12 protein-coding genes are annotated in these 22,137 nt (G+C 69.8%); 7 read left to right on the forward strand and 5 right to left on the reverse strand.

The genetic code is table 11. The annotated features are described in order from the left end of the window. Window positions 1–56: 56 nt before the first annotated feature. Complete coding sequence (locus G4D85_RS50445) at window positions 57–3,428, forward strand: protein kinase domain-containing protein (RefSeq protein ID WP_164018964.1); 3,372 nt, start codon at window positions 57–59, stop codon at window positions 3,426–3,428. Here G4D85_RS50445 and G4D85_RS49025 read toward each other — a convergent pair. Together G4D85_RS49025 and G4D85_RS37775 are read right to left on the reverse strand one after the other, a co-directional pair. After that, window positions 3,394–3,930, reverse strand: a complete 537-nt coding sequence (locus G4D85_RS49025) for a hypothetical protein (protein WP_205525879.1) — start codon at window positions 3,928–3,930, stop codon at window positions 3,394–3,396. The genes G4D85_RS50445 and G4D85_RS49025 overlap by 35 nt on opposite strands. A gap of 32 nt (window positions 3,931–3,962) precedes the next feature. After that, the gene (locus G4D85_RS37775; protein WP_164018965.1) at window positions 3,963–5,585 is read right to left on the reverse strand and encodes a sigma 54-interacting transcriptional regulator; all 1,623 of its coding nucleotides are present in this window, start codon (window positions 5,583–5,585) and stop codon (window positions 3,963–3,965) included. Window positions 5,586–5,783: 198 nt separating this feature from the next. On the opposite strand from G4D85_RS37775, the gene G4D85_RS37780 reads away from it, so the two are divergent. After that, window positions 5,784–6,869: an acyl-CoA dehydrogenase family protein gene (locus G4D85_RS37780; RefSeq protein ID WP_164018966.1), complete on the forward strand. Its 1,086-nt coding sequence runs from the start codon at window positions 5,784–5,786 to the stop codon at window positions 6,867–6,869. A gap of 18 nt (window positions 6,870–6,887) precedes the next feature. Here G4D85_RS37780 and G4D85_RS37785 read toward each other — a convergent pair whose 3' ends face one another. Next, window positions 6,888–7,817, reverse strand: coding sequence for a LysR family transcriptional regulator (locus G4D85_RS37785; protein WP_164018967.1), 930 nt, complete (start codon window positions 7,815–7,817; stop codon window positions 6,888–6,890). Window positions 7,818–7,920: 103 nt separating this feature from the next. Between G4D85_RS37785 and G4D85_RS37790 the strand changes: the two genes are divergently transcribed. Then, window positions 7,921–8,559 carry a glutathione S-transferase C-terminal domain-containing protein gene (locus G4D85_RS37790; RefSeq protein WP_164018968.1) on the forward strand — a complete coding sequence of 213 codons (639 nt, stop codon included), beginning with the start codon at window positions 7,921–7,923 and terminating at the stop codon, window positions 8,557–8,559. Between the two features lie 144 nt (window positions 8,560–8,703). Here G4D85_RS37790 and G4D85_RS37795 read toward each other — a convergent pair whose 3' ends face one another. Continuing rightward, entirely contained in the window at window positions 8,704–10,524 is a 1,821-nt protein-coding gene (locus G4D85_RS37795; RefSeq protein ID WP_164018969.1) for a hypothetical protein, read from the reverse strand. Between the two features lie 483 nt (window positions 10,525–11,007). Between G4D85_RS37795 and G4D85_RS37800 the strand changes: the two genes are divergently transcribed. The 4 genes from G4D85_RS37800 (at window position 11,008) to G4D85_RS37815 (ending at window position 20,495) form a co-directional block, all read left to right on the forward strand. Next, window positions 11,008–11,610 carry a Vps62-related protein gene (locus tag G4D85_RS37800; RefSeq protein WP_164018970.1) on the forward strand — a complete coding sequence of 201 codons (603 nt, stop codon included), beginning with the start codon at window positions 11,008–11,010 and terminating at the stop codon, window positions 11,608–11,610. A 104-nt stretch (window positions 11,611–11,714) separates the two neighbouring features. Then, window positions 11,715–18,107: an FG-GAP-like repeat-containing protein gene (locus G4D85_RS37805; RefSeq protein ID WP_164018971.1), complete on the forward strand. Its 6,393-nt coding sequence runs from the start codon at window positions 11,715–11,717 to the stop codon at window positions 18,105–18,107. Between the two features lie 337 nt (window positions 18,108–18,444). After that, on the forward strand, window positions 18,445–19,761 hold the full coding sequence (locus G4D85_RS37810) for an MFS transporter (protein WP_164018972.1): 1,317 nt from the start codon (window positions 18,445–18,447) through the stop codon (window positions 19,759–19,761). Between the two features lie 134 nt (window positions 19,762–19,895). Then, on the forward strand, window positions 19,896–20,495 hold the full coding sequence (locus G4D85_RS37815) for a hypothetical protein (protein ID WP_164018973.1): 600 nt from the start codon (window positions 19,896–19,898) through the stop codon (window positions 20,493–20,495). A 124-nt stretch (window positions 20,496–20,619) separates the two neighbouring features. On the opposite strand, the gene G4D85_RS37820 is transcribed toward G4D85_RS37815, so the two are convergent. Beyond that, complete coding sequence (locus tag G4D85_RS37820; RefSeq protein WP_164018974.1) at window positions 20,620–22,068, reverse strand: FAD-binding protein; 1,449 nt, start codon at window positions 22,066–22,068, stop codon at window positions 20,620–20,622. Window positions 22,069–22,137 lie beyond the last annotated feature (69 nt).

Consider the following 22,137-nt stretch of genomic DNA (forward strand, 5'->3'; position numbering starts at 1 on the left):
CTCGCGCCCGCACGCACGCGTCGGACATGGTCTGATGCGGAGGGTGGAGGTGGGGCATGAGGGAAGCGCATGAAGCCGAGCTGGGCCTCGCCCTGACGGAGGGGGTGCTGAGGCGCGACGAAGCGGACGCGCTGGGCGCCGAGGCCCGCCGCCTGGGGCAGTCTCCGCTGGAGCTGCTCGTGGCCCGGGGGAAGCTCTCCGAGGAGACGTTCCTGTCCCTGCGGGGCCGGCTGCATGGCGGCACCGCCCGGGAGGGCTCCGAGCGCGAGCCCGCCCCCGCTCCCGACGGCCCTCCCACGGAGCACGGGGTGACGCCCACCGCGGAGGCGGATGCGCGGGCCCTGGACTTTCCGGTGCCCGACTGGGACCGCTACCAGCCCGTGCGACTGCTCGGCCAGGGCGGCATGGGGCGGGTGTTCCTCGCGTATGACGTGCGGCTGCGCCGCCACGTGGCCCTCAAGTTCGTCCGCGGTGACGACTCGGAGCTGGCCCGGCGCTTCGTGGCCGAGGCCCGCGCGCAGGCGCGGGTGAGTCACGCGTGCGTGTGCCAGGTCTACGAGGTGGGCGAGGTCCGGGGGCGCGTGTACATCGCCATGCAGTACGTGGACGGACAGCCGCTGGGCGCGCTGGTGCGCGCGCTCACGTCCGAGCAGAAGGCGCTGGTGCTGCGCGACGCCGCCGAGGGCGTGCATGCCGCCCACCACGCCGGCCTCATCCACCGGGACTTGAAGCCCTCCAACATCCTGGTGGAGCGCGCGGAGGACGGCGCCCTCCGCACCTACGTCCTGGACTTCGGGCTGGCGCGGGACTGGAACGACGGCCACACCGCCAGCGGCACGGTGCTGGGCACGCCGCACTACATGGCCCCCGAGCAGGCCCGTGGCGAGACGGCGCGGCTGGACCGGCGCGCGGACGTCTACGGCCTGGGGGCCACGCTGTACCACCTGATGACGGGCCAGCCGCCCATCCCCGGAGACAACGGCCTGGAGGTGCTCGGCAACGTCGCCACCGTGGAGCCACGCCGCCCCCGCGCGCTGGACGCGGACCTTCCCGCGGACCTGGAGGCCATCGCCCTCAAGTGCCTGGAGAAGGACCGCTCGGCCCGCTACGACTCGGCGCGCGCGCTGGCGGAGGACCTGGAGCGCTTCCTCTCCGGCGAGCCGGTGCGCGCGCGCGCCACGGGCCTGGGGTACCGGCTGCGCAAGCGGCTGCACCGCCACCGGCACCTGGTGGCGCTGACCGTCGCCGCGCTGGCGGTGGTGGGGGTGGCCGTGACACAGGCCACGCTGGCGCGCCGCGAGGTGGCCGAGCGCGAGCGGCTGGCGCGCCGCTTCACGGAGCGGGTGGAGAGCATCGAGTCCCTGGCGCGATACTCCGGCCTGGCGCCGCTGCATGACACGCGCGCGGACCGGCGGCTGCTCCGCGAGCGGATGCGGGAGCTGGAGGCGGAGATGGCCACGGCTGGCGCCCCCGCGCTGGGGCCCGGCCACTTCGCGCTGGGCCGGGGACACCTGGCCCTGGGCGACGAGACGGCGGCGCGCCACCACCTGGAGGCGGCCTGGGCGCACGGCTCCCGCGAGCCCCGGCTGGCCTACGCGCTGGCGCTGGTGATGGGGCACCTCTATCAAGCGCGGCGGCTGGAGGCGGAGCGGCTGCGGGAGCCCGGCCCGCGCGAGTCGCTCCTCGAAGAGCTGCGCCGCCGCTACCGGGACCCGGCGCTCGCGTACCTGCGGCAGGCAACGGGCGCCGAGACGCCGTCCCCCGCGTACGTGCCGGCGCTCATCGACTTCTACGAGGACCGCCTGGACGAGGCCCTGGCGCGGCTGGCCGGGGACAACGGTGCCCCGTGGTCCTTCGAGGTGCCCCAGCTCCAGGGCGACATCCTGCTGACCCGTGCCACCCGGCGCTGGAACGAGGGCCGGACCGAGGAGGCTCGCGCCGACTTCGAGGCCGGGCGCCGGGCCCAGGCCGCAGCCGCCGCCATCGGTGAGAGCGTGCCCGCGGTGCACCTGGCCCAGGCCCAGCTCGAATACGCCGCCCTCGTCATGGAGCTGTATGGCCAGGGCGACGTGGCGCCTTCCCTGGCCCGTGCCACCGGGGCGCTCTCACGCGTACTCACGGCGGCGCCGGACCACTACGAGGCGCACGTGCTGAAGGCCAGCCTCCACCGCCGCCTGGCCGAGCAGCGCACCGGCCGGGGGGAAGACGCGGAGGCCCCGCTGGAAGAGGCCGTGACCTCGGCGCGGGCCGCGCTGGCGCTCGCGCCCGGACGTCCGGAGGCCCGGCTGGAGCTGGGGCTGAGCCTCTGGCAACGCGCGCGCTACCAGTTGGGACGCAGCGAGGACCCGCGCGAGGCCCTCCAGCAGGCGGCCGAGGCGTTCGAGAGCATCGACCCCGGGGAGCGCGACTACCACTTCCACGCCAACCTCGGCCTCGTCTTCAAGCTCCGGGCGGACCATGAGGACCAGACGGGCGGAGACTCGTTGCCGTACCGGGACCGCTCCATCGCCGCCTACCGCGCGGCGCTCCAGCTCGACGCGCGCGTGCCGGATGCGTTCATCAACCTGGGCGCCGCGTACCTGCGGCGGGCCTCCCACCCGCGAGGTGGAGCCGAGGAAGACCTGGGCCGGGCCGCGGAGGCGCTCGCCAGGGCGCGAACGCTCAATCCCGGTCAGCTCGTGCCGTACTTCTACGAGGGGCAGGTCTTCGAGGAGCTGGCCCGGAGGAAGCGCGCGCGCGGCGGAGACGCACGGCCGGACCTGGAGCGCGCTCTCTCGCTCTATCAGCAGGGCATTGCCATCAATCCCTCGCTCGCACCGCTCCACTTCGGCGTGGGGGCCATCCACATCGCCCAGGCGCGCGAGGTGAAGGAGCGCGGCGAATCACCCTTCCCGTTGCTCGACCAGGCCCAGGCCGCCTACGTGCGGGGCCTCGCCCTGGCACCGAAGGGCGGCCTGGGCGACAACAACCTGGGCGAGGTCCACGCCTGGCGCGCCCGCTACCGGCGCGAGCTGGGCGAGGACCCGGGCCCCAGCGTCCGGGCGGCCGTCGAGTCCTACCAGCGGGCCATCCAGCGGCTCCCCCGGCACGCGGTGCCCCAGGCCAACCTGGGCCGGGTGCTCCACACGCTGGCGGCATACCAACTGGAGCATGGAAGGGACCCGGGCCCGGAGCTGTCCCGCTCCGAGGCGGCCCTGCGTGGCGCGCTGGCGCTCAACCCGCGCGAGGCCCAGGCCTGGCGCTACCTGGGAGAGGTGCACGACGTGCGCGCCCGCTGGCTCGGACGTCGGGGGCAGCCCCCCGACGCGGAGCTCGACGCGGCGGAGCGCGCCTTCGAGAAGGCGCTGGAGCTGGCGCCGGACGACGAGGAACTGCGAGAGCGGCGGAGAGCGCTCAGTCCTTCGAGACGACCTCTATCTCCCCCTTGATGTCGGTATGGGGGTCGCCCTTCCTGGGAGCCTGGATGGGGTACGTGTCCAACTGGGCACCTTTGATGACCTGCAGCTTGAGCAGGGCCCCCCGCTTCTTCAGGAGCTGCGGCCCCATCAGGCCGAAACACTCGGGCACTTGCACCGGCACATTCTTGTCATCACGTCCCGACGTCAGATGGACCCACTGGCCCCTTCGGACGATGACGTTCTCGGGCTCGAAGCGGTCCTCGTGCACGGTGAGCACCTTGGGGAGATTGCGGGGACGACGAGGCGCACGCGCCTTCTTCTTCGCCGAAGCCCGCTTCGCCGGAGCCCGCTTCGCCGGAGCCTTACGCGCAGCCTTCTTCGCCGGAGCCTTCTTCGCCGACGCCTTTCGAGCGGCCTTCTTCGCGGGTGCCCTCTTCGCCGGCGCCTTTCGAGCGGCCTTCTTCGCGGGCCCCTTCTTCGTCGGAGACTTCTTCGCCGGAGCCTTGCGCGCGGCCTTCTTCTTCGTCGCCATGGATGTTCCCCTCGTGTTGATGCGAATGAAGACTACCCTGCCCGTGGGGCCTTCGGAGCAATGCCCAGCTCCTTGAGGCGGCGACTCAGCGCGCGCCGGGAGACCTCGAGCCGACGCACCATGGCCTCCAGGTCGCCCTGGCACTCACGGTGGCAGCGGAGGATTTCCTCCGGGCTCAGGTCCCCCGCGGTGCGGATGTTCGGGCTGCGGTCCACGAGGTCGTAGACCGAGGGCCGGGGAATGCCGAGCTGGTCCGCCGCGGCCTGGAAGTCCCACGCGTTGTCCCGCAGCGCTGCAATCAGCTCCGGCTCGGTGATATCCGAGGGCTTGCGCCGCGAAGCGGACTTCGGAGGCGGGGTGACAGGCTCGGAAGCCTCCGCCACGGTGAAGGCGGGCTCCGGCACGGCGCCGGAGTCCAGCTCCCGCAGCAGCCGGGGCTCGGCGCGCAGGAAGGGCAGGCCGCGACTGCCGATGATGAGCTGCCGCGTCACGTTGCGGAGCTGGCGGACGTTGCCGGGCCACCCGAAGCGCAGCAGCCGCACCGCCAGCGGCACCGGCAGCCATGGCTCGGCGCGCGGGTCCTCGGAGTCCAGACGGTGCGCCTCGCCGAGTGTCCGTAGCTCCTCGCGGGCGAAGTGGAGGAAGAGCGGGCCGATGTCCTCACGTCGCTCGCGGAGCGGCGGCAGGTGGACCTCGTAGCCCGCCAGGCGATGCAGCAGCGGAGCCTTGAAGTGGCCCGCGTCGATTCGCGCCTCCAGGTGGGCATCCGTCGCGGCAATCAGCCGCACGTCGGTGGCGATGGGCGCGCTGGCTCCCACGGGAAAGACCTCGCCCGTCTCCAGCACGCGCAGCAGCATCACCTGCACCTCGGGTGGCGCCTCGCCGACTTCGTCCAGGAAGAGGGTGCCCCCATGGGCGGCGCGGAAGTAGCCCTCGCGGTCCCGAGTGGCGCCCGTGTATGCGCCCTTCTGTGCGCCGAAGAGCTCGGCGGCGGCCAGCTCGCGAGGCAGGGCGCCCAGGTTCACACTGATGAAGGGCCCGTTGCGCCGCTGGCTCTGCTGGTGGATGGCCTGCGCCACCAGCTCCTTGCCCGTTCCTGTCTCACCCCGGATGAGCACCGGCACGTCCAGGTCGGACACCTGCGCGATGTGTCGGCGCACACGCCGAAGCGCCACGCCCCCGCCCACCATGCCCAGGGGCTCCGGCTCCGGTTCCAGCTCCACCTCTTCCAGGTGAAGCAGCAGCACGATGCGCTCGGCGAGCTCCAGGGGAACACCGGCGGCCAGCGCCTCGGGGCCAAGCTCCAGGACGCCCTCCACGGCCTGGCCCACGGACACTGGCGTTCCGTCCGCCTCCACGTGCAGTTGGACTCCGCCGTCGCGCCCCTGGGTGAGCCGGAGGGGCTTGCGGCTGAGGAAGGGAGCCGCGAGCGGGAGACCGAGGGCCTTCCCGGGCGGCATGAAGTCCGGCGCGTTGCGCGACAGGAGCACCTCGCCGCCCGAAGCCAGCGCCTCCAGGAGGAGCCGCTCACCGGCCCGGCCGGGCACGGGGTGGGAGACGATGGTCAGTGCTGGCACGACGCGGAGCGCCGGCTCGGGGCCGCGCCGTCCGCGACCGGCCAGCGTGGACTCGTCAAGGAAGGTCTTCTGCGTCATGAAGCCGCCATGTCCTCTGGAGCGGCCAGACAGTTCACACGCGGCATGGCCCGACTCTAGCGCTTCCGTCAGCAGGAACGGAGCAAGGCCCTCCCCTGCTCCCCTGCTCCGCGGCACAGCCTCCCTTGAAGGCGGAGTGAAGGGACGACAGCGCTCCTGTTCCCGATAGAATGAACGGGCACCGGCATAAGGAGAGAGATGACCGATACGGACCTTCTGGGCGAAGCGGAGCGAATCTCAGCGCTGCTGGCGGAGCACGCGGCGAAGCATGACCGCGACACCACCTTTCCCGGGGAGGGGCAGGCCGCCATCGTCCGCTCCCCGCTGAACACGGCGCTCCTGGAAGGCACCTCCTGGCTGACCTTCGGGCGGGTCCTCGCCATCCTCAGCAGGGGAGATGCCGCCTTCGGGACGGCCTGGCTCATGCACCAGGGCGCCGGACTGAGCTACCTGGCCCTGATGGACCCCGCGCAGCGGGCCTTCTTCGATGCCGAGTTCCGCCGAGGCACCTGGTTCGGCAACGCCCTGGGCGAGCCCACCAGCGGCAACCAGTTCCTGATGCCCCAGCAGCAGGCCCGCCAGGTGGAGGGCGGCTGGCGCATCAGCGGCGCCAAGCGCTTCGTCTCCGGCGGCGAGCAGGCGAAGTACCTCGTCACCGGCGCCCTCTGTGAGGGCCGGCCCTCCTTCTTCATCATCGACAAGGATGACTCCGTCCGGGTGGAGGAAATCTGGGACCCCATGGGCATGCGGGCCACCCGGAGCCAGCTCCTGCACCTCCAGGACACGCTGCTGCCGGAGTCTCGCAGGCTGGGCTTCGACCCCACCCAGCCCAACCCCATCTCCCTGGGCCTGCCGTGGATTTCCGTCGGCCTCGCGGAGGCGGCGCTGGGCTTCGCCATCAGCTACGCGAAGGAGCGCCGGCTGCCCCCGGAGAACCGGCCCCTCGCCGAGCTGCAATGGGTCCAGTTCTCCGTGGCGGACATGAGCATCCGCCTGGAGGCGGCCCGCGCGCTCGCCATGCGCGCCGCCACGGCCACGGACCAGCGCGCGCCGGACTTCCCCCTCCTCCAGATGCAGGCGAAGGTCGTGGCCAACGAGGCCGCCGTGTCCATCGCCACCGCGGCCCTGGAGGTATCGGGAGGCTCGGGCTACCTCCGGAGCCGCCCCATTGAACGCTACGTCCGGGATGCCATGAGCGGCCCGCTGATGGCCTGGTCTCCGGCCGTGGTCAAAGACTTCCTCGGCAAGGCCCTCCTGGGGCTCCAGCAGCCTCCGCCGGGCTGACCTCCTGGCCCGCCCCGCTCAGCCCACCGCGAGCCCGCGCGGGGCCGTGGACTCCAGCGCGGCCAGGAGGCGGAGCGCGGCGTCTCCGACCTCCCGCCGCCAGGCCATGCGCCAGGGCCGCCGGAGCGGTCCGGACGCGAGCCGCTTCACGACGAGGTCTCCCCGGCCCAGGTGAGGGCTGGCAATCCACTCGGAGAGCACGGCCACACCCATGCCCGCACGCGCCACGTCCAGGATGGCCTCCGTGAGTGGCAGCCGCTCGAAGCGCAGCCGTGGCCGCTCACGGCCGAACACCTGCGTCATGAACCAGTGCGCCTCCGCCTGGGGGGTCTGCCCCGTCAGGAGGGTGCTCTCGCGGACATCCTCCCGCGAGAGCGCCTTGCGGGACGCCAGCGGGTGCGCCGCCGACATGACGAAGACAATCTCATCCGAGAAGATCTGCCGCTCCTCGAACCCCGAGCGCGGGACGGGTGACGTCGTGACGAGCGCGACGTCGAGCTCTCCGGCCACGAGCGCGGGGACCGGCGCCTGGGTGTGCTCCACCGCCAGGGCCAGCTCCAGCCCCGGCAGGCTCCGGCGAAGAGTCGCGAGCACGGAGGGGAGCCAGTGGTAGGCGGTGTAGCACTCACAGACGAGGCGGAGGCGAAGGGGCGGAACCCTCGGCGCGCGCACGCGATGCTCCAGGTCCCCCAGCTCGACGAGCAGCCGCGTCGCACCGGAGACGAGCTGCTGCCCCGCCTCGGTGGGCACGAGCCCGCGAGGTGACCGGTCGAACAGCCGCGTGCCCAGCTTGTCCTCGGCCGCGAGGAGCGCACGGCTCACCGCCGGCTGCGTCAGGTGCAGCACCGTGGCGGCCTGCGCCGTGGTGCCGGCGGAGGCCAGTGCGAGCACGACGCGCAAGTCCCGGACGTCCAGGCGGGGGGTGGGTGGAGGGGCTATGTCATCCATGCATCGAGTCTATGCCAACGATGCGTTGGATGCATTCCCCAGGAATGCGCAGAGTGTCCCCGTTCCCACGAGGGGAATGAGACCGACACCCTGGAGTCAATCCATGCAGCTCTACTTCCTGCCCATGGCCTGTTCGCTGGCGACCCGCATCTCCCTCTACGAGGCGGGCGCGGAGGCGACGTACATCGAGGTCGACGCGAAGACGAAGCTCACGCGCGACGGAAGGAACTTCCTGGAGGTCAACCCGCTGGGCCTCGTCCCCACCATCCGCACCGGGGATGGCGAGGTCCTGACGGAGAACGCCGCCATCCTGCAGCACGTGGCCGAGTCCTTCCCCCACGCGCGCCTCGCCCCCACCGACAGCCGGGGCCGGACGCGGCTCCAGGAGTGGTTGTGCTTCATCGGCACCGAGCTGCACAAGGGGCTCTTCTCGCCACTGCTCGACGCGAAGGCCCCCGAAGGCGCGCGGGCCTATGCGCTGGAGAAGGGCCAGTCGCGCCTCGCCCACCTGGAGAAGCACCTGACGGGCCGGGAGTTCCTCCTGGACGGCTTCAGCGTCGCCGACGCGTACCTCGTCACCGTGCTGGGCTGGTGCGTGGCGACCCCCGTTGACCTGAAGAAGTGGCCGGCGCTCAGCGCCTACGTCGCGCGCCTGTGGAAGCGGCCGAGCGTCGCGAAGGCCCTCTCGGAGGAGCGGGCGCTCTACGCCGAGGAATTGGCGCGGCACAAGGCCAGCGCGTGAGCACGACTCCTGGCGGCGCGGGAGGCCGGACACCCGGAAGGAGTGTCCGGCCCCGCCGTGGCTCACGCCAGGCTGAAGCGGAAGGCCTCGTCGACACCCCGGGCGGCGCCCCGAGACAGGGGCCGCCGGGGCGTCACGACAGCATCAGTGCACGGCCAGCATCGGCAGCGTGAACGCGCTGCGGATGAGGCAGGACTGGTTCGCCGTGAGGTCCAGGTGCTGCGCACGGTCCCGAATCTCGAAGAACTGGCGGGACGTCAAGGTGGCGACCGGGTCCGTCACGGTGAAGGGGTTGTTCACGTTGACCATGCCCGCGTTGAGGAAGCCGGAGAGGCCGCCGAACTGATTGATGTGGGTGAAGTTGTTGGTCCCCGCCTCACGCCCGTGGCAGCCGTCGCAGGTGTTGAGCGAGACCTTGTGCCGCGCGTTGTTGTTGAGGATGCCCGTGGCCCGCCAGAAGGCGTTCGCCGGCGAGGGAATCTCGGGCCGCGCGCCGAGGAAGTTCGTGCTGATGATGGGGAAGGTCAGCGGAACGCCATAGCTGTTGGCGAGGATGGCCGCCTGGTTGGTGTTCACGAAGTCGCGGAAGATGGTGGTGTTGTTGCGCGAGGCGCCCGGCGTCAGCACCGTCGTGTTCCCCGCTAGGAAGTTCGGCGTCGGGCCCGAGGCGGAGAGAGTGAACTCCCTCAGCTGCCACGGAACGGTGATGAGCATGTTCTCGTTCGTGCGGATCTGGTTGATGGCGCTGCCGTTCGCCTTCGTGGGCGCCGCGTTGGCCACCACCACCTGCTGCGTGAGCGCCTGGAGCGAGGCGTTGTACGCGGCGCTGCCCAGGACGACGCCCGTGTTCGACAGGGCCTGCCACTGCTGCGCCCAGGTCTTCACATCCGTGCACGCCGTCTTGGGCACGCCGAACTCGAAGATGACCAGGAAGGGGCCGATGGCGCAGCCGGAGCTCTTGTCAGCCGCGGCGAAGACGAAGCGCAGCTCACCACCGCTGGAGCCGCGACCGCTGTAACCCACCGGGCCCGTGCCCTTGCCCAGGTCCAGTCGGTTGACGATGGCCACCAGCTTGAACGGCGACTTCGTCATGTCCAGCTGCCCGCCAATCCGCGGCCACGGATTGAGGATCTTGGTGTTCATGGCCGTACGCGCCGGAACGCTCCAGGAGTTGATGACCTGGGCGGAGTTCCACTGGTTCAGCCACTGCTCGGTGAAGTTCGCCGGGGTGATGCCGGTGGCCGCGGTGTTGGCCATCTGGGTCATCAGGTGGTTGAACGTCCACACGCCGCTCGCGTTACCCGTGTTCGTGCAGGGGTTGTACGTGCGCGTCGGGTCATTGACGACGTTGGTGTGGGTGATGAGCAGCGACTGGGCCGGCTTGACGGCCGTGGTGATGCCCACGGGGAAGATGGGGATGGAGATGCCGGGACGGAAGATGTCCGAGGACAGGGCCGTCACCGCGCGCTCAGCGACAATTTCGCGGTTGTTGAAGGTGGCGAACGTGAGCCGCTCGTTGGGGTTGTCCTTCTCGAAGGAGAGGATGCGCTCCTGCGTCTTCTTGTGCGATTCGAAGTCGACGTTCGCGATGGCGGAGAAGATGAGGTCGCCCGCCTTCTCGTCGCCGTTGTTGCCGTCGTCACGCAGGGTGACCAGCGCGCCGGTGTCGTCCTCCAGGGGGAACTCCCGGTGGATCTGCTCCTGACCCTTCACGAGCCGGGCCTTCAGGAGGCTCTTCGTCTTGTTGCTCAGGACCCCGTCGAGCGGGACGGCGTCGAGCGACTCAATCTGCACCGCGGGAAGGCCCGAGGGCTCCTGCGGCTCCGCGGTAGCCGACTGCTGCTGGTCCTGCACGGGGGCGGAGGGGTCCATCGACCCTTCTCCACCGCAGCCCGCCAGCAGGGATACGGCGACGACTCCGGACCACGTCAGGCCCAGAAACTTCTTGGATGACCACTGCGCCATGGATGACTCCTCGGGGGTGTACAACCCCGGAGGAAGCTGCACCGGACGGGCCAGGGCCGAGGAAATCGGGCTTCAGACACAATCCGGGACCGCGCACCCCGCGCGAGTAGCGTGGGATGTCACAAAATGCCTGGATTTGTAGCATCGGACGCTACAGCCCCATGCACTGGAAGCGCCGGGTCGGCGTCGCAACCGCCGCCAGCGACGCGCATTCCCGAACCGCGCGGCGGGTGAAACAACACCCGGCCCCGGCCTCCGGGCCCACTCGCCGACACGGGCCCGACATGTCGCCCGACGTGTCGGAAGCGTGAGACATCCCTGTGATTTCAATGGGTTGCCTCGGGAGCAAGGCCACCTAGACGCGGCATGACGCTTGCTCAAGCCCCCCACGACCCCGGCGGCGCCGCGAAGACATACGCAGGCCAGCGCGACGGTGCCGTGCCGGGTTCCTCCACCCAAAGCCATACAGAAAGGCAGTCTCCCATGGGAAACCACCAGGCCCCCAAGGCCATCCGTCTGTCCGCGCAGGGCGAGCCCACGCTCATCATCAGCACCACCGGCACGTACACGTGGATTGCCAGCGACGTCGGCTCCGGCGCCGACCTGGACCTCACCCTCTACCGGCCGAAGCCCGACGACACGAGCTACTTCATCATCGGTGACTACGCGCAGGGCAACTACGGCGCTCCCACCGGCGCCTCGTTCATCGTGAAGGCCATCAACGACGACCCCAACGCGCCGCTCCTCAAGCCGGCCAAGGCGTGGAGCGTCGTCTACACGGACCAGGGAAGCGGCGGCGACTACGACTGGTCCATCTGGTCGGCCGTGCCCCCGGATGGCTACGTGTCCATCGGCATGGTGGGGCAACTCGGCTACGACTCGCCCGACATCCAGAACTACCGCTGCATCCGGAAGGACCTCGTCGTGCAGTCCACCGTGGGAGCCAGCATCTGGAGCGACGAGGGCTCCGGCGCCGACGACGACAGCACCCTCTGGTCCATCAACAGCGTGCCGAACGCGTTCGCCGCGCAGGCGAACTACAACCCGTTCTCCGGCACCGTCTACAGCATCAAGAGCGCCGACTAGCCAGCGCCGCGTCCCCTCCGCGCTTCAGTGCTCCCTCTTCCGGACGGCGGCCGGCTCGCGGCCGCCGTCCTCGTGCAATTCCCATCTGAAATGGACGTGTGACAATGCCCGCAGAAGGCTCTCTCTCCGCCGCCGGTCTGGCCCAGGGAACGTTCGAAGTCGATGCGAACGGCCAGGCGACGTACAAGCTTCCGGTCGACCTGCCTCCGGGCATCAGCAACTTCCAGCCCCTCCTCGGGCTCGCGTACAGCCACCGCCAGCCGAACGGTGTCATGGGCATGGGCTGGGGGCTGTCCGGCCTCTCCGCCATCACCCGAGCCAAGGCCACGTATGCCGTGGACGGCTTCAACGGCGCCGTCACCTATGGGCCGGAGGACCGCTTCGCGCTGGACGGCATGCGCCTCATCAACGTGCAGGGAGACCAAGGCGCGGGCGGCACGCTCTACTACACCGAGCTGCAGCGCTGGGACTCCGTCCTGGCGGGCGCGACGCCAGCGGACGGCTTCACGGTGCATGGCAAGTCGGGCGAGCTCCGCGAGTACGGGACGACGGCCAACAGCCGCATCCTCGCGCCCGGCACCCAGGACGTCCGCGTGTGGGCGCTCGCGTCCGTGACGGACCTCAATGGCAACCGCGTCGAGTTCACCTACACGCTGTCCCCCGACGGCCAGCATGGCGACTCGGGCTCCTACTTCATCCAGCGCATCGCCTACACGGTGCGCGACGACGGCACCGAGGCGAACCGCTTCGTCGACTTCACCTACGAGCAGCGTCCGGACCCCATCGAGGACTACGTGGCCGGCCACCCGGTCAGCCTCTTCTATCGCCTGACGGGCATCACCACGTCGGTGGGCAGTGGGGAGACGGTCCGCACGCTCACGCTCGCCTACCGCACGAGCTCCGCCACGCAGCTCAGCTGCATCCAGTCCATCACCCTCGCCGGCTCGAAGTCCGAAGGGACGCCGTCGCTGCCGCCCACGGTGCTGGTGTGGCAGGACGTCGACTCGCCCGGCTTCGACATCAACCCGTCCTCGACGCTCGACCAGCACCTGGGCACGCCCGACATCCGGTCGATGGACGTCAACGGCGACGGCCGCACCGACCTCGTCCAGCTGTGGACGGACAAGGACAACTCGCTGCACGCCACGACGTACCTGGCCACGCCGGGGACTGGCGGTACGACGTTCCTCCGGGCCTCCGACACCAACCTCGGCTCGTTTCCCTCCCAGCGGGAAGTCCACCCCGTGGACCTCAATGGCGACGGGCGCACGGACCTGCTGGTCGTCTACGCCGGCGGATCGGACAGCGAGCTCCGGCTGGCGGCCTTCCTCTCGAACGGGACGTCCTTCGACGACGGGGGCATCTTCAAGACGGGCGACACCTGGGACTCGAAGCACCTCCAGTTCTTCCCCATGGACGTCAACGGGGACGGGCGCACGGACCTGGTGGAGGCCTACGCGCACCATGACGTGAGTCTGGGCGACCTCCTCTACTTCCGCGCGTACCTGTCGAAGTTCGGCGACACGGACGGCGGCACCTTCACCTCGGGCCTCGTGAGTCCGACGAGCGACCCGGCCGTGCCCACTCATCAGCTCGCGTTCTGGCCCATGGACGTCAACGGCGACGGGATGATGGACCTGGTGCGCGTCTGGCAGAGCGGCTCGGACCAATCCATCATCGCGACGGCGTACCTCGGCGCGAGCCGGAGCCTCGACGACGTGTCCTTCACGTCCTCGGTCGAGAGCAACCTGGGCACGCTCAGCCTCGCCAACCAGATTGCCTTCCTCCCGGTGGACGTCAACGGCGACGGCGTGCTGGACCTGCTGCAAATCTGGAAGGAGCAGGGCAGCAGCTCGACGACGCTGCACCTGACGACGTTCCTATGCGACGCCGCGGGGGCCTTCGTGGCCGGGCCGGACTCCGCCTTCGAGAACCAGACCATCGACCCGGCGGGCTTCTTCCCGATGGACCTCGACGGGAGTGGCCTCACCGCCATCGTCAACAAGTGGGTCTCCGGCCAGCAGCGCCTGATGTTCACCGCCTTCCGCGGCTCGCCCTCGGGGACGTACCGGGTGCTGACGCCCTTCGACGCGGGTGACGCCGGCACCACCGTCGCCAACGCGAAGTTCTTCCCCTGCGACGTCAATGGCGACGGCAAGGCGGACCTGCTGCGCATCGGCCTCGACAGCAACGACCAGGTCGTCGCCGTGCCCTACGCCTCGTCCGGGGAGACGCCCGACCTGCTGTCGTCCATCACCAACGCGCTGGGCGGCGTCGTGTCCATCGACTACGCGGCGCTCTCCGACTCCAGCGTCTACGGCCCCGGAGACCCGCTCACCTTCCCCGCAGGCGATGGCGCGCGCTTCCCGAATCCCCTGACGCCGACGCAGTTCCCCGTGCAGGCCGTCGTCGGCCGCGCGACGTATGTCGTCTCCCGGTACACGCAGAGCAACGATTCGACGGCCAACCGCTTCGCCTACAGCACGACGAACACCCTGACGTATGCCGGCGCGCAGCTCGACCTGCTCGGCCGCGGATGGCAGGGGTTCCAGACGGTCAGCAACCTGTCGCTCGACACCGGGCTCGTCACCGTCGACACCTACAACCAGGACTTCCCCTGCACCGGCACCAAGGCGTCCACGCGCATCGAGGCCAACGGCACCCATGCGTCGGACCCGCGCGTCCCCAGGGACCAGACGGTGCTGATGAACGTCACGACGCTGGAGTACCAGGCGTACGTCAGGGCGACAGGCGCCACCGCGCCCAACCCGCCCGTCTACGAGCCGCTGAGAACCTCCATGCGGTGGGAGACGTGGAACTACGGCACGTTCGACGGGGCGCTCGCGCACACCTTCGACTACGACGACTACGGCAACGAGACGCTCGACGCCAACCTCGGCTACGTCGACTCCGACAACCAGCCGCTCGAGCCGGCGAAGGCCGTCTACCAGCACCGGCTGTTCCAGAACGACGTGCTCAACCCGGGGTGGGCGCTCGGCTACCTCCTGTATGCGAAGGAGACCGCCAACGCCGAGGATGCGGACATCACCCGCTTCCTCCCGGGCGACTACCACCTGCAGGCGCGCACGTACTCGCCGACGACCTACACCCTGGCCACCCAGGGTCAGTGGGATGACACGAGCGGCGCCTTCCTGACCCTCAGCTACACCTACGATGCCTTCGGGAACCGGAGGACGGAGACGAAGCCGGGCGGCTTCACCACGACGTACGAGTACGAGCCCGACTACAACACCTATGTCATGCGTACGACGACGCCTCCCAATGTGGACGGCGTGGCGCTGGTGACGACGAGCGGGTACGACCCCCGCTTCGGAGCCCAGGTCGCGAGCAGCGATGCGAATGGCTTCATCTCCATCTCGAAGCTCGACGCCTTCGGCCGCAAGGCGCTGGGCCAGGGCCCCGTCCCGGCCGGCACGTCGAGCGACACGAATGGCGTCACCCCGCTGGTCACCGGCTCCTCGGACCTTCGCGCCGCCTTCCAGGCCGCGGTCGTCGTCACGACGCAGGCGACGCGGTACCTGGATGACGGACAGGGGGGCCTCTACACCGAGCTGAGCTCGCTCCAGTCCTTCCCCACGACGGAGGCGCGCGACTTCCTCTGGAACCAGAACTACGTGGACGGCCGCACCCGCACCCGCGAGTTCATCCGGCAGACGGGGCAGCAGGCCGGCAACTCCATCGTCCTGACCGACTACGCCCAGGACCAGCCGTCGCTGGAGAGCTTTCCCTTCTTCTCCACCACGTCCGTCGTCTCCAGCGCGCCGTATGCCATCACCACCGCCTTCGACGTCCTCGGGCGTCCCATCCGGCGCACGGCGCCCGCGGGCCCGGACGGCACGACGGACGCGGTGATGACCTGGTTCTACGGAACTGGCGGCGCCGTCACCGTCACCCGCGCCGCGGGCTCGGACTCCGAGTACGTGGAGGTCCAGGTCCACCGCTACGTCAACGGCAAGGACACCGTCGTCTCCGTCACCGTGGAGCCGGACGGCGCGAATGCGACGACGCTGTTCACCTACGACGCGGTGGCCCGACTCACCTCCGTGACGGACCCCGTCACCGCGGCGAATCCGAGCGGCGTCAGCAACACCCTCGCCTCCGACTCGCTCGACCGCCGGCTGTGGCTGGACAACCCCGACCAGAACACCACGGGTGACGCGAGCATCAAGGCGATGACGTTCACCTATGACGCGGCGACGGGCCTGCAGTCGGGCCAGGTGGACGCGGCCCGGGCGGCGACGTCGTATACCTACGATGGCCTCGGCCGCATCCTCACCAAGGCGCTGAGCGACGCGAGGACCTTCACCTATACCTACGACAACGCCGCGACGAATGGCCTGGGCCGGCTCGCCAGGGTGGTCGCGAGGCAGGGCGACGGCACCGTCGAGTCCCAGTACGACTACGGCTACGACGCGTACGGCAACGTGCAGTGCAACACGCTGACGATTCAGGGCGAGGCCTCCCTCTTCACCATCACCAGCGGCTTCGATGCCCAGCAGCGCGTGGTGAGCCAGACCTTCCCGGACGAGACGACGCTCACGCGCACCTTCTCGTACGGCCAGCTCATCACCTCGACGCTCGACGGCGCGCGCACCGACTATCCGCTCGACGACTACGACGTCTGGCAGAAGGCGCGCACGTCGGTCTACGGGCAGGGCATCCTCCCCGGAAGCGGCGTCGTCACGAGCTACACCTTCAACCCGTTGGGACAGGTCATCGGCGAGGTCGTCAATGCCGCGGCCGGCAAGGTCATCGACTTCGCCTACGGGTATGACCTGCTCAACCAGCTCCTGACGGCGACGGACAACACCGGGGGTGACCAGTCGCAGTCCTTCACCTACCTCAACCGCCGCCTCATGAGCGCGTCGGTGCCCGGCTTCACCGCAGGGGCCTACGCGTACGACAACTCCGGCAACCTGACGACGAAGGACGGGGTCATCTACACGTCCCGGGCGCACTTCCCGACGAGCGCCACGCTGGAGGGCACCCAGGTCTACTCCGCGACGCCCGACGCCTGCGGGCGCACGCAGTCACGCACCACGAACGGCGTGACGCTGGGCTTCACCTATGACGGCCTCGGCTGCCTGAGCCGGGTGACGTCGGCCGACGGCTCCACGGTGCGCGAGTTCCTGTCCGACCACCAGGGCCACCGACTCCGCCAGGTGGACGCGGAGGGCAATGTCACCCTGTACATCGACCCCGCCTATCAGGTCTTCCGTCCGAAGGACGGCACCGACGCCGTCACCAAGTACCTCCTCGACAGCCGGGGCACGGCCGCGGCCATCAGCGCCGACGGCGTCAGCTACTTCCGCCGCGACTTCAAGGGGAGCAACACGCACACGTTCGGCGCGGAGGGCACCGTCGTCTCGCAGGTGGCATACAGCGGCTACGGCGAGCGGCGCACCGTGAGCGGCACCGGCACGGGGCCGGAGTACGAGCAGCGCCAGTACGACGCCGCGCTCGGCCTCTACTACTTCGGCGCGCGCTACTACGACCCGGCCATCGGCCGGTTCCTGACGCCCGACAGCCAGCCAGGAACGGACTCCCTGCTGCGTCCGGACGCCTTCAACCGCTTCGCGTTCGAGCTGAACAACCCCATCAACCTCGTCGACCCCACGGGACACTCCGCGTGGGGTGCGGGCCTGGGCATCGGCATCGCCCTCCTGCTGCTCGGCGCGGCCATCATCCTCATCACCGGCGGGGCCGCGACGCCGCTGGTCGCGGGCATCGCCGCCACCGTGGGGGTGGAGGCGGGAACCGTGGCGGCCGTGGGCGCGGTGGTGGGCGCGGGCCTCGTCGGCGCCGGCCTCAATGGCGGCATCTACTCCGTCACCCACAAGGACGTGCATGGCTCGGCCTTCTGGAAGGGCTACGCCGTCAACGCCTCCGTGGGCTTCGCGGTCGGCGCCATCACCGGCGGGCTGGGCGCGTGGGTGGGCAGCGGCATCGACAGCGCCGCGGAGGCCGCGGCGCAGCGGGGCCTGCAGTGGGCCACGACACGGGGGATTCAGGCGCTGTCCCAGGAGACGCTGGCCAAGACAATCCAATACGCCACGCGCGCGACGCTGTGGGCCGCGTTCGGGTCTGTCACGACGGGGGTGGGCGACATGTTCATCCAGTTCATGTCGAACGTCACCGACAAGAAGGTCCTCCATGACTCCAGCGTCTCACTCAGCGCGGGCCTGGGGCGGTCCTTCCTGACGGGCTTCGCCTTCGGTGCAGTCGCGGGCGCCATCCAGGGCGTGGGTGACGCGGCGATGCTCAAGACGACCTATGGGCCGGAGCGGCTCTCGACACAGCCCCTCGAGATGGTGGGCATGGGGGCGGACGAAGGCACGCCGCTGCTCGGCGACGCGGGCTGGCTCTACAAGATGAACCTGGCGGTGCAGTCGACCTTCCGGAGCCGCCTCATCGTCTTCGCCTTCAGCGAAGGCTCGCTCATCACCGACGCGAGCCTCGAGGCGAAGGGGTACTGAGCCGCGGCAGCGCCCCTTCGACAGGGAATGGAAACAGGCCCCCGGGGCCCGGACACCCGCCACCCCCGTCGCGGACATCCAGGCACCGGGGCCCGCAAAGCTACGGCCTGGGCGCGGGCAGCTGCACCTTCTGCTGCGCGCTGGAGCCCTCACCCGTGGCGTCGAAGTACATCACCATCGCCAAGCAGCATCTGGGCCAAGACCGGAACCCCTGGCGTTTCGCGAGGTTCCCCTCCGGACTGTCTTTGAGAGTGACTTGCGAGGTCACAAGCCCGGTGCGTGTTGTTACGTCCCGCGCTACAGAAACCCGCGGTCGGCCTATGCTCGCGAGCACCCAATGCCGACGCCTTTGAACCTTGAAGCCGCGCAGCGCCCACTCACCGGCCAGGATGTCCGGACGCTCGGGCTGGCCGCCCTGGGTGGCGCACTGGAGTTTTACGACTTCATCATCTTCGTCTTCTTCACGACGGTGATTGGTCAGCTCTTCTTCCCGCCCGACACGCCGGACTGGCTGCGGCAGCTCCAGGCGTTTGGCCTGTTCGCGGCGGGCTACCTCGCACGGCCGCTGGGCGGCATCATCATGGCGCACTTCGGCGACCGGACCGGCCGCAAGCGCATGTTCACGCTCAGCGTCTTCATGATGGCCGTGCCCACGCTGCTCATCGGCTCGCTGCCGACGTATGCGACGGCCGGCTACGCGGCGCCGCTGGCGCTGCTCCTGCTGCGCATGCTCCAGGGCGCGGCGGTGGGCGGTGAGGTGCCGGGCGCGTGGGTGTTCGTGTCGGAGCACGTGCCGGAGCGCCGCGTCGGCCTGGCGTGCGGCACGCTGACGTCGGGACTCACGCTGGGCATCCTCCTCGGCTCGCTGGTGGCGACGACGGTGAACAAGGTCTTCAGCCCGGAGCAGGTGCAGGCCTTCGCCTGGCGCCTGCCCTTCCTCGTGGGCGGCGTGTTCGGCTTCCTGGCCGTCTTCCTGCGCCGCTGGCTGTCGGAGACGCCGGTGTTCGAGGAGATGCGCCAGCGCCGCGCCCTGGTGAAGGAATTGCCGCTCAAGGCCGTGCTGCGCGGCCATGGCGTCGCGGTGGTGGTGTCGATGCTGCTCACCTGGGTGCTCACCGCCGGAATCGTCGTGGTCATCCTGATGACGCCGACGTTGTTGCAGAAGCTCCACGGCTTTCCACCGGCGCAGGCGCTGGAAGCCGCGAGCGTGGCCACGCTGAGCCTCGCGGTGGGGTGCGTCGCCTACGGGCTCTTCGCGGACCGCGTGGGCGTGGGCCGGGCGCTGGGCCTGGGCTGCGCGGTGCTGCTCGGGGTGACGTACCTCTTCTATCTCGGCGTGGGCACGTCACCTGGGCAGCTCGTGCCCCTGTACGCGCTGATTGGCTTCTGCGTCGGCGTGGTGGGCGTGGTGCCCACCGTCATGGTGCGCGCCTTTCCCGCGGAGGTGCGCTTCTCCGGGCTGTCATTCTCATACAACGTGGCGTACGCCATCTTCGGAGGCCTGACGCCGCTGTTCGTCACCCTGATGATGAAGAGCCACCCCCTGGCCCCCGCGCACTACGTGGCGGCGCTGTGCGGCCTGGGCATCACGGTGGCCGTCTATCTGCTGAGCGTGGGCCGTGCGAGGTTCGCCGCGGTGACGCCCGCGTCCTGAGGGCCCGGAGGAGGCGGGGCACGCGCCACCTGCGCCTGGCTGACATTTCCGGGGGCCTCCAGGGGTGGACGACCGTGGCGGGCAGGTTGGTCCGGTGCGGGGAGCGAGGCCACCTTCCTGCCAGGAGGTCACTCATGATGCGTCGAATCGCAGTGTGTCTCGCCCTGCTCGTGGTCGGTGCCCCCGTCTGGGCTCAGGAAACGGAGTCTCCCCCCGCCACGGGCGGCTCGGGCGGCCCCATGGACCCGAGCAAGATGGGGCCATGGACCCGGAAGCCGGCCAACGAAGCCAAGGTCAAGAAGGAGCTTGAAGCCTTCTTCAAGGAAGAGGAAGCCGTCATGAAGAAGCGCGACGTGCAGGCAGCGCTCGCGCGGATTGACTTCCCCTTCTTCTGGGTGACCGATGACAGCAAGGGCGTCCCCAAGAGCGAGACGAATGACCGGCAGAAGATGGAAGTGGTGATGAAGGACATGTTCGAGCAGACGCCCGCGGATACGCAGATGGCCAACAAGCCCAACATCACCGTGCTGTCCGACTCGCTCGCCACCTACACCAATGACTTCACCATGACCACGGGAGGGAAGACGTACCGTGGCAAGAACTCCGGGCTCGTGGTGAAGCGCGATGGCCAGTGGAAGTGGAAGGCGATGTACGAGGCGGGCTGGGGCGACATCCCGCCCCCTGCTGTCGGCGGCTCCGGGATGCCCGAAGGCCACGAGAAGCCCAAGCAGTAGGACGCAGCTTCCTGTCACGGGAAGCCCCCGTGGAAACAAGCGCCCTGGAGCCACAGCGGACGTCCGCTGTGGCTCCAGGGCGGTTCTACGTCTCAGGCGGGGCAGAGCCCCGGTGGAAGTCGACTCAGAAGATGTTCTGGCCCGGCGTGAGGATGCGAGCCGGGTCGAAGCGCCGCTTCGCGTGCTCGAAGCGCTCCCAGTAGGGGTGGAAGTGGCGACGCCAGTCCGCGGGGCTCAGCGGAACGGCATCCACGGGGTAGAGCTTCCCGCCAATGGCGGTGAGCCGCTCGAAGATGGCGCGGTTCTTCGCCACCAGGGACGCCACGTTCTCCGGCGTCGGAGGAATGGCGGTGCGCAGCAGCGAGAAGAGGAAGACGTGCCGGTCATTCGGCGTGCGCAGGAAGGGCGCGGTCAGCTCCGAGGTGCGGAACGGATAGAGCAGGATGGGCCCCTGCCCCATGTCCTCCACGGTGGTCTGGGAGAGCACCTCCTGGACGAACTCCTCCGCGCACCGGGCGGGGACGAACATGTCCATCCACGGGTGGGGAAACTCCCAGACGCCGAGCTGCTTGAGCAGCTCAATCAGCGGCGCGAGCCGGTTGGCGAAGTCGAAGTAGCTGCTGTCGCGCGTCTGGAGCGTCCCGGGCTGGAAGCCCAGCCCCGCGAGCAGCCTCGCGTCATTCGGCTCCCTGCCCGGGGTGAAGTACTTCACCACCTCGAGCTGGTAGGCCCAGCCGCCATTGGAGGGGACGACAGCGCCCTCGACATAGTCGAAGCGGCCGTCCTCGATGAGCCGCCGCTGGTCGGCCATGAAGCGGCGCAGGTCGGAGTACAGCGCGGTGTAGGTGCGCGCACTCGGGGGTACCTCGACGAGCCGCACCCGGGCGCGGACGATGATGCCGAACTGGCCCAGCCCGGCGCGCACGGCGTCGAACAGGGGCCGCTCACGTGAGCGCGAGCACCGCACGAGCTCACCCTCCCCCGTGACGACATCCATCTCCAGCACGTTGTCCACCTGGAGGCCCGAGCGGAACACCTGCCCGCCGATGCCTCCCACCGACAGCGTCCCGCCGATGCTCAGCTCGATGTAGTCGGTGAGCGTCGGGGGGCTCCTGCCGGAGGGGAGCGTGGCCTGCAGGAGCTCGTGCCACCGGACGCCCGCGTCCACCCAGGCGCTCGACGCATTGATGTCGTGGATGGTGGAGAGCGCGGACATGTCGATGACGATGCCACCGGGCACCTGGGACTGGCCGTAGGCGCTGTGGCTCTCGCCGAGCCCTCGCGCGGCGGCAATCTTCAGTCCCTGACGGCGCGTGAAGCGGACCATGGCCACGATGTCGTCCACCGAGCCGGGCACGAGCACGGCCCAGGGCGTGCGGTGGATGATGTGGCCGAAGTCGTCCGAGGCCGCGGTGAGCGACGCCGCGTCCATCAGCAGCTGGCCGTCCAGCGGGGGCAGCGCGACCGCGCCGGGCTCGAGTGTGGCGGCCCAGCTCCGGCTCGCGGGGTTGAAGGCCACTGCTACCAATGCACCCTGGAGCAACGTCCTCCGGGAGAGGGCTCGACTCGTCATGGATTCCTCACTCGTTTCCAGCGCTCCGCACCTGCTCGCGGCCCCCCAGGAAGGCGCCTATTCTGAGCC

It is taken from the genome of Pyxidicoccus trucidator (assembly GCF_010894435.1).
Taxonomy (GTDB): Bacteria; Myxococcota; Myxococcia; order Myxococcales; family Myxococcaceae; genus Myxococcus; species Myxococcus trucidator.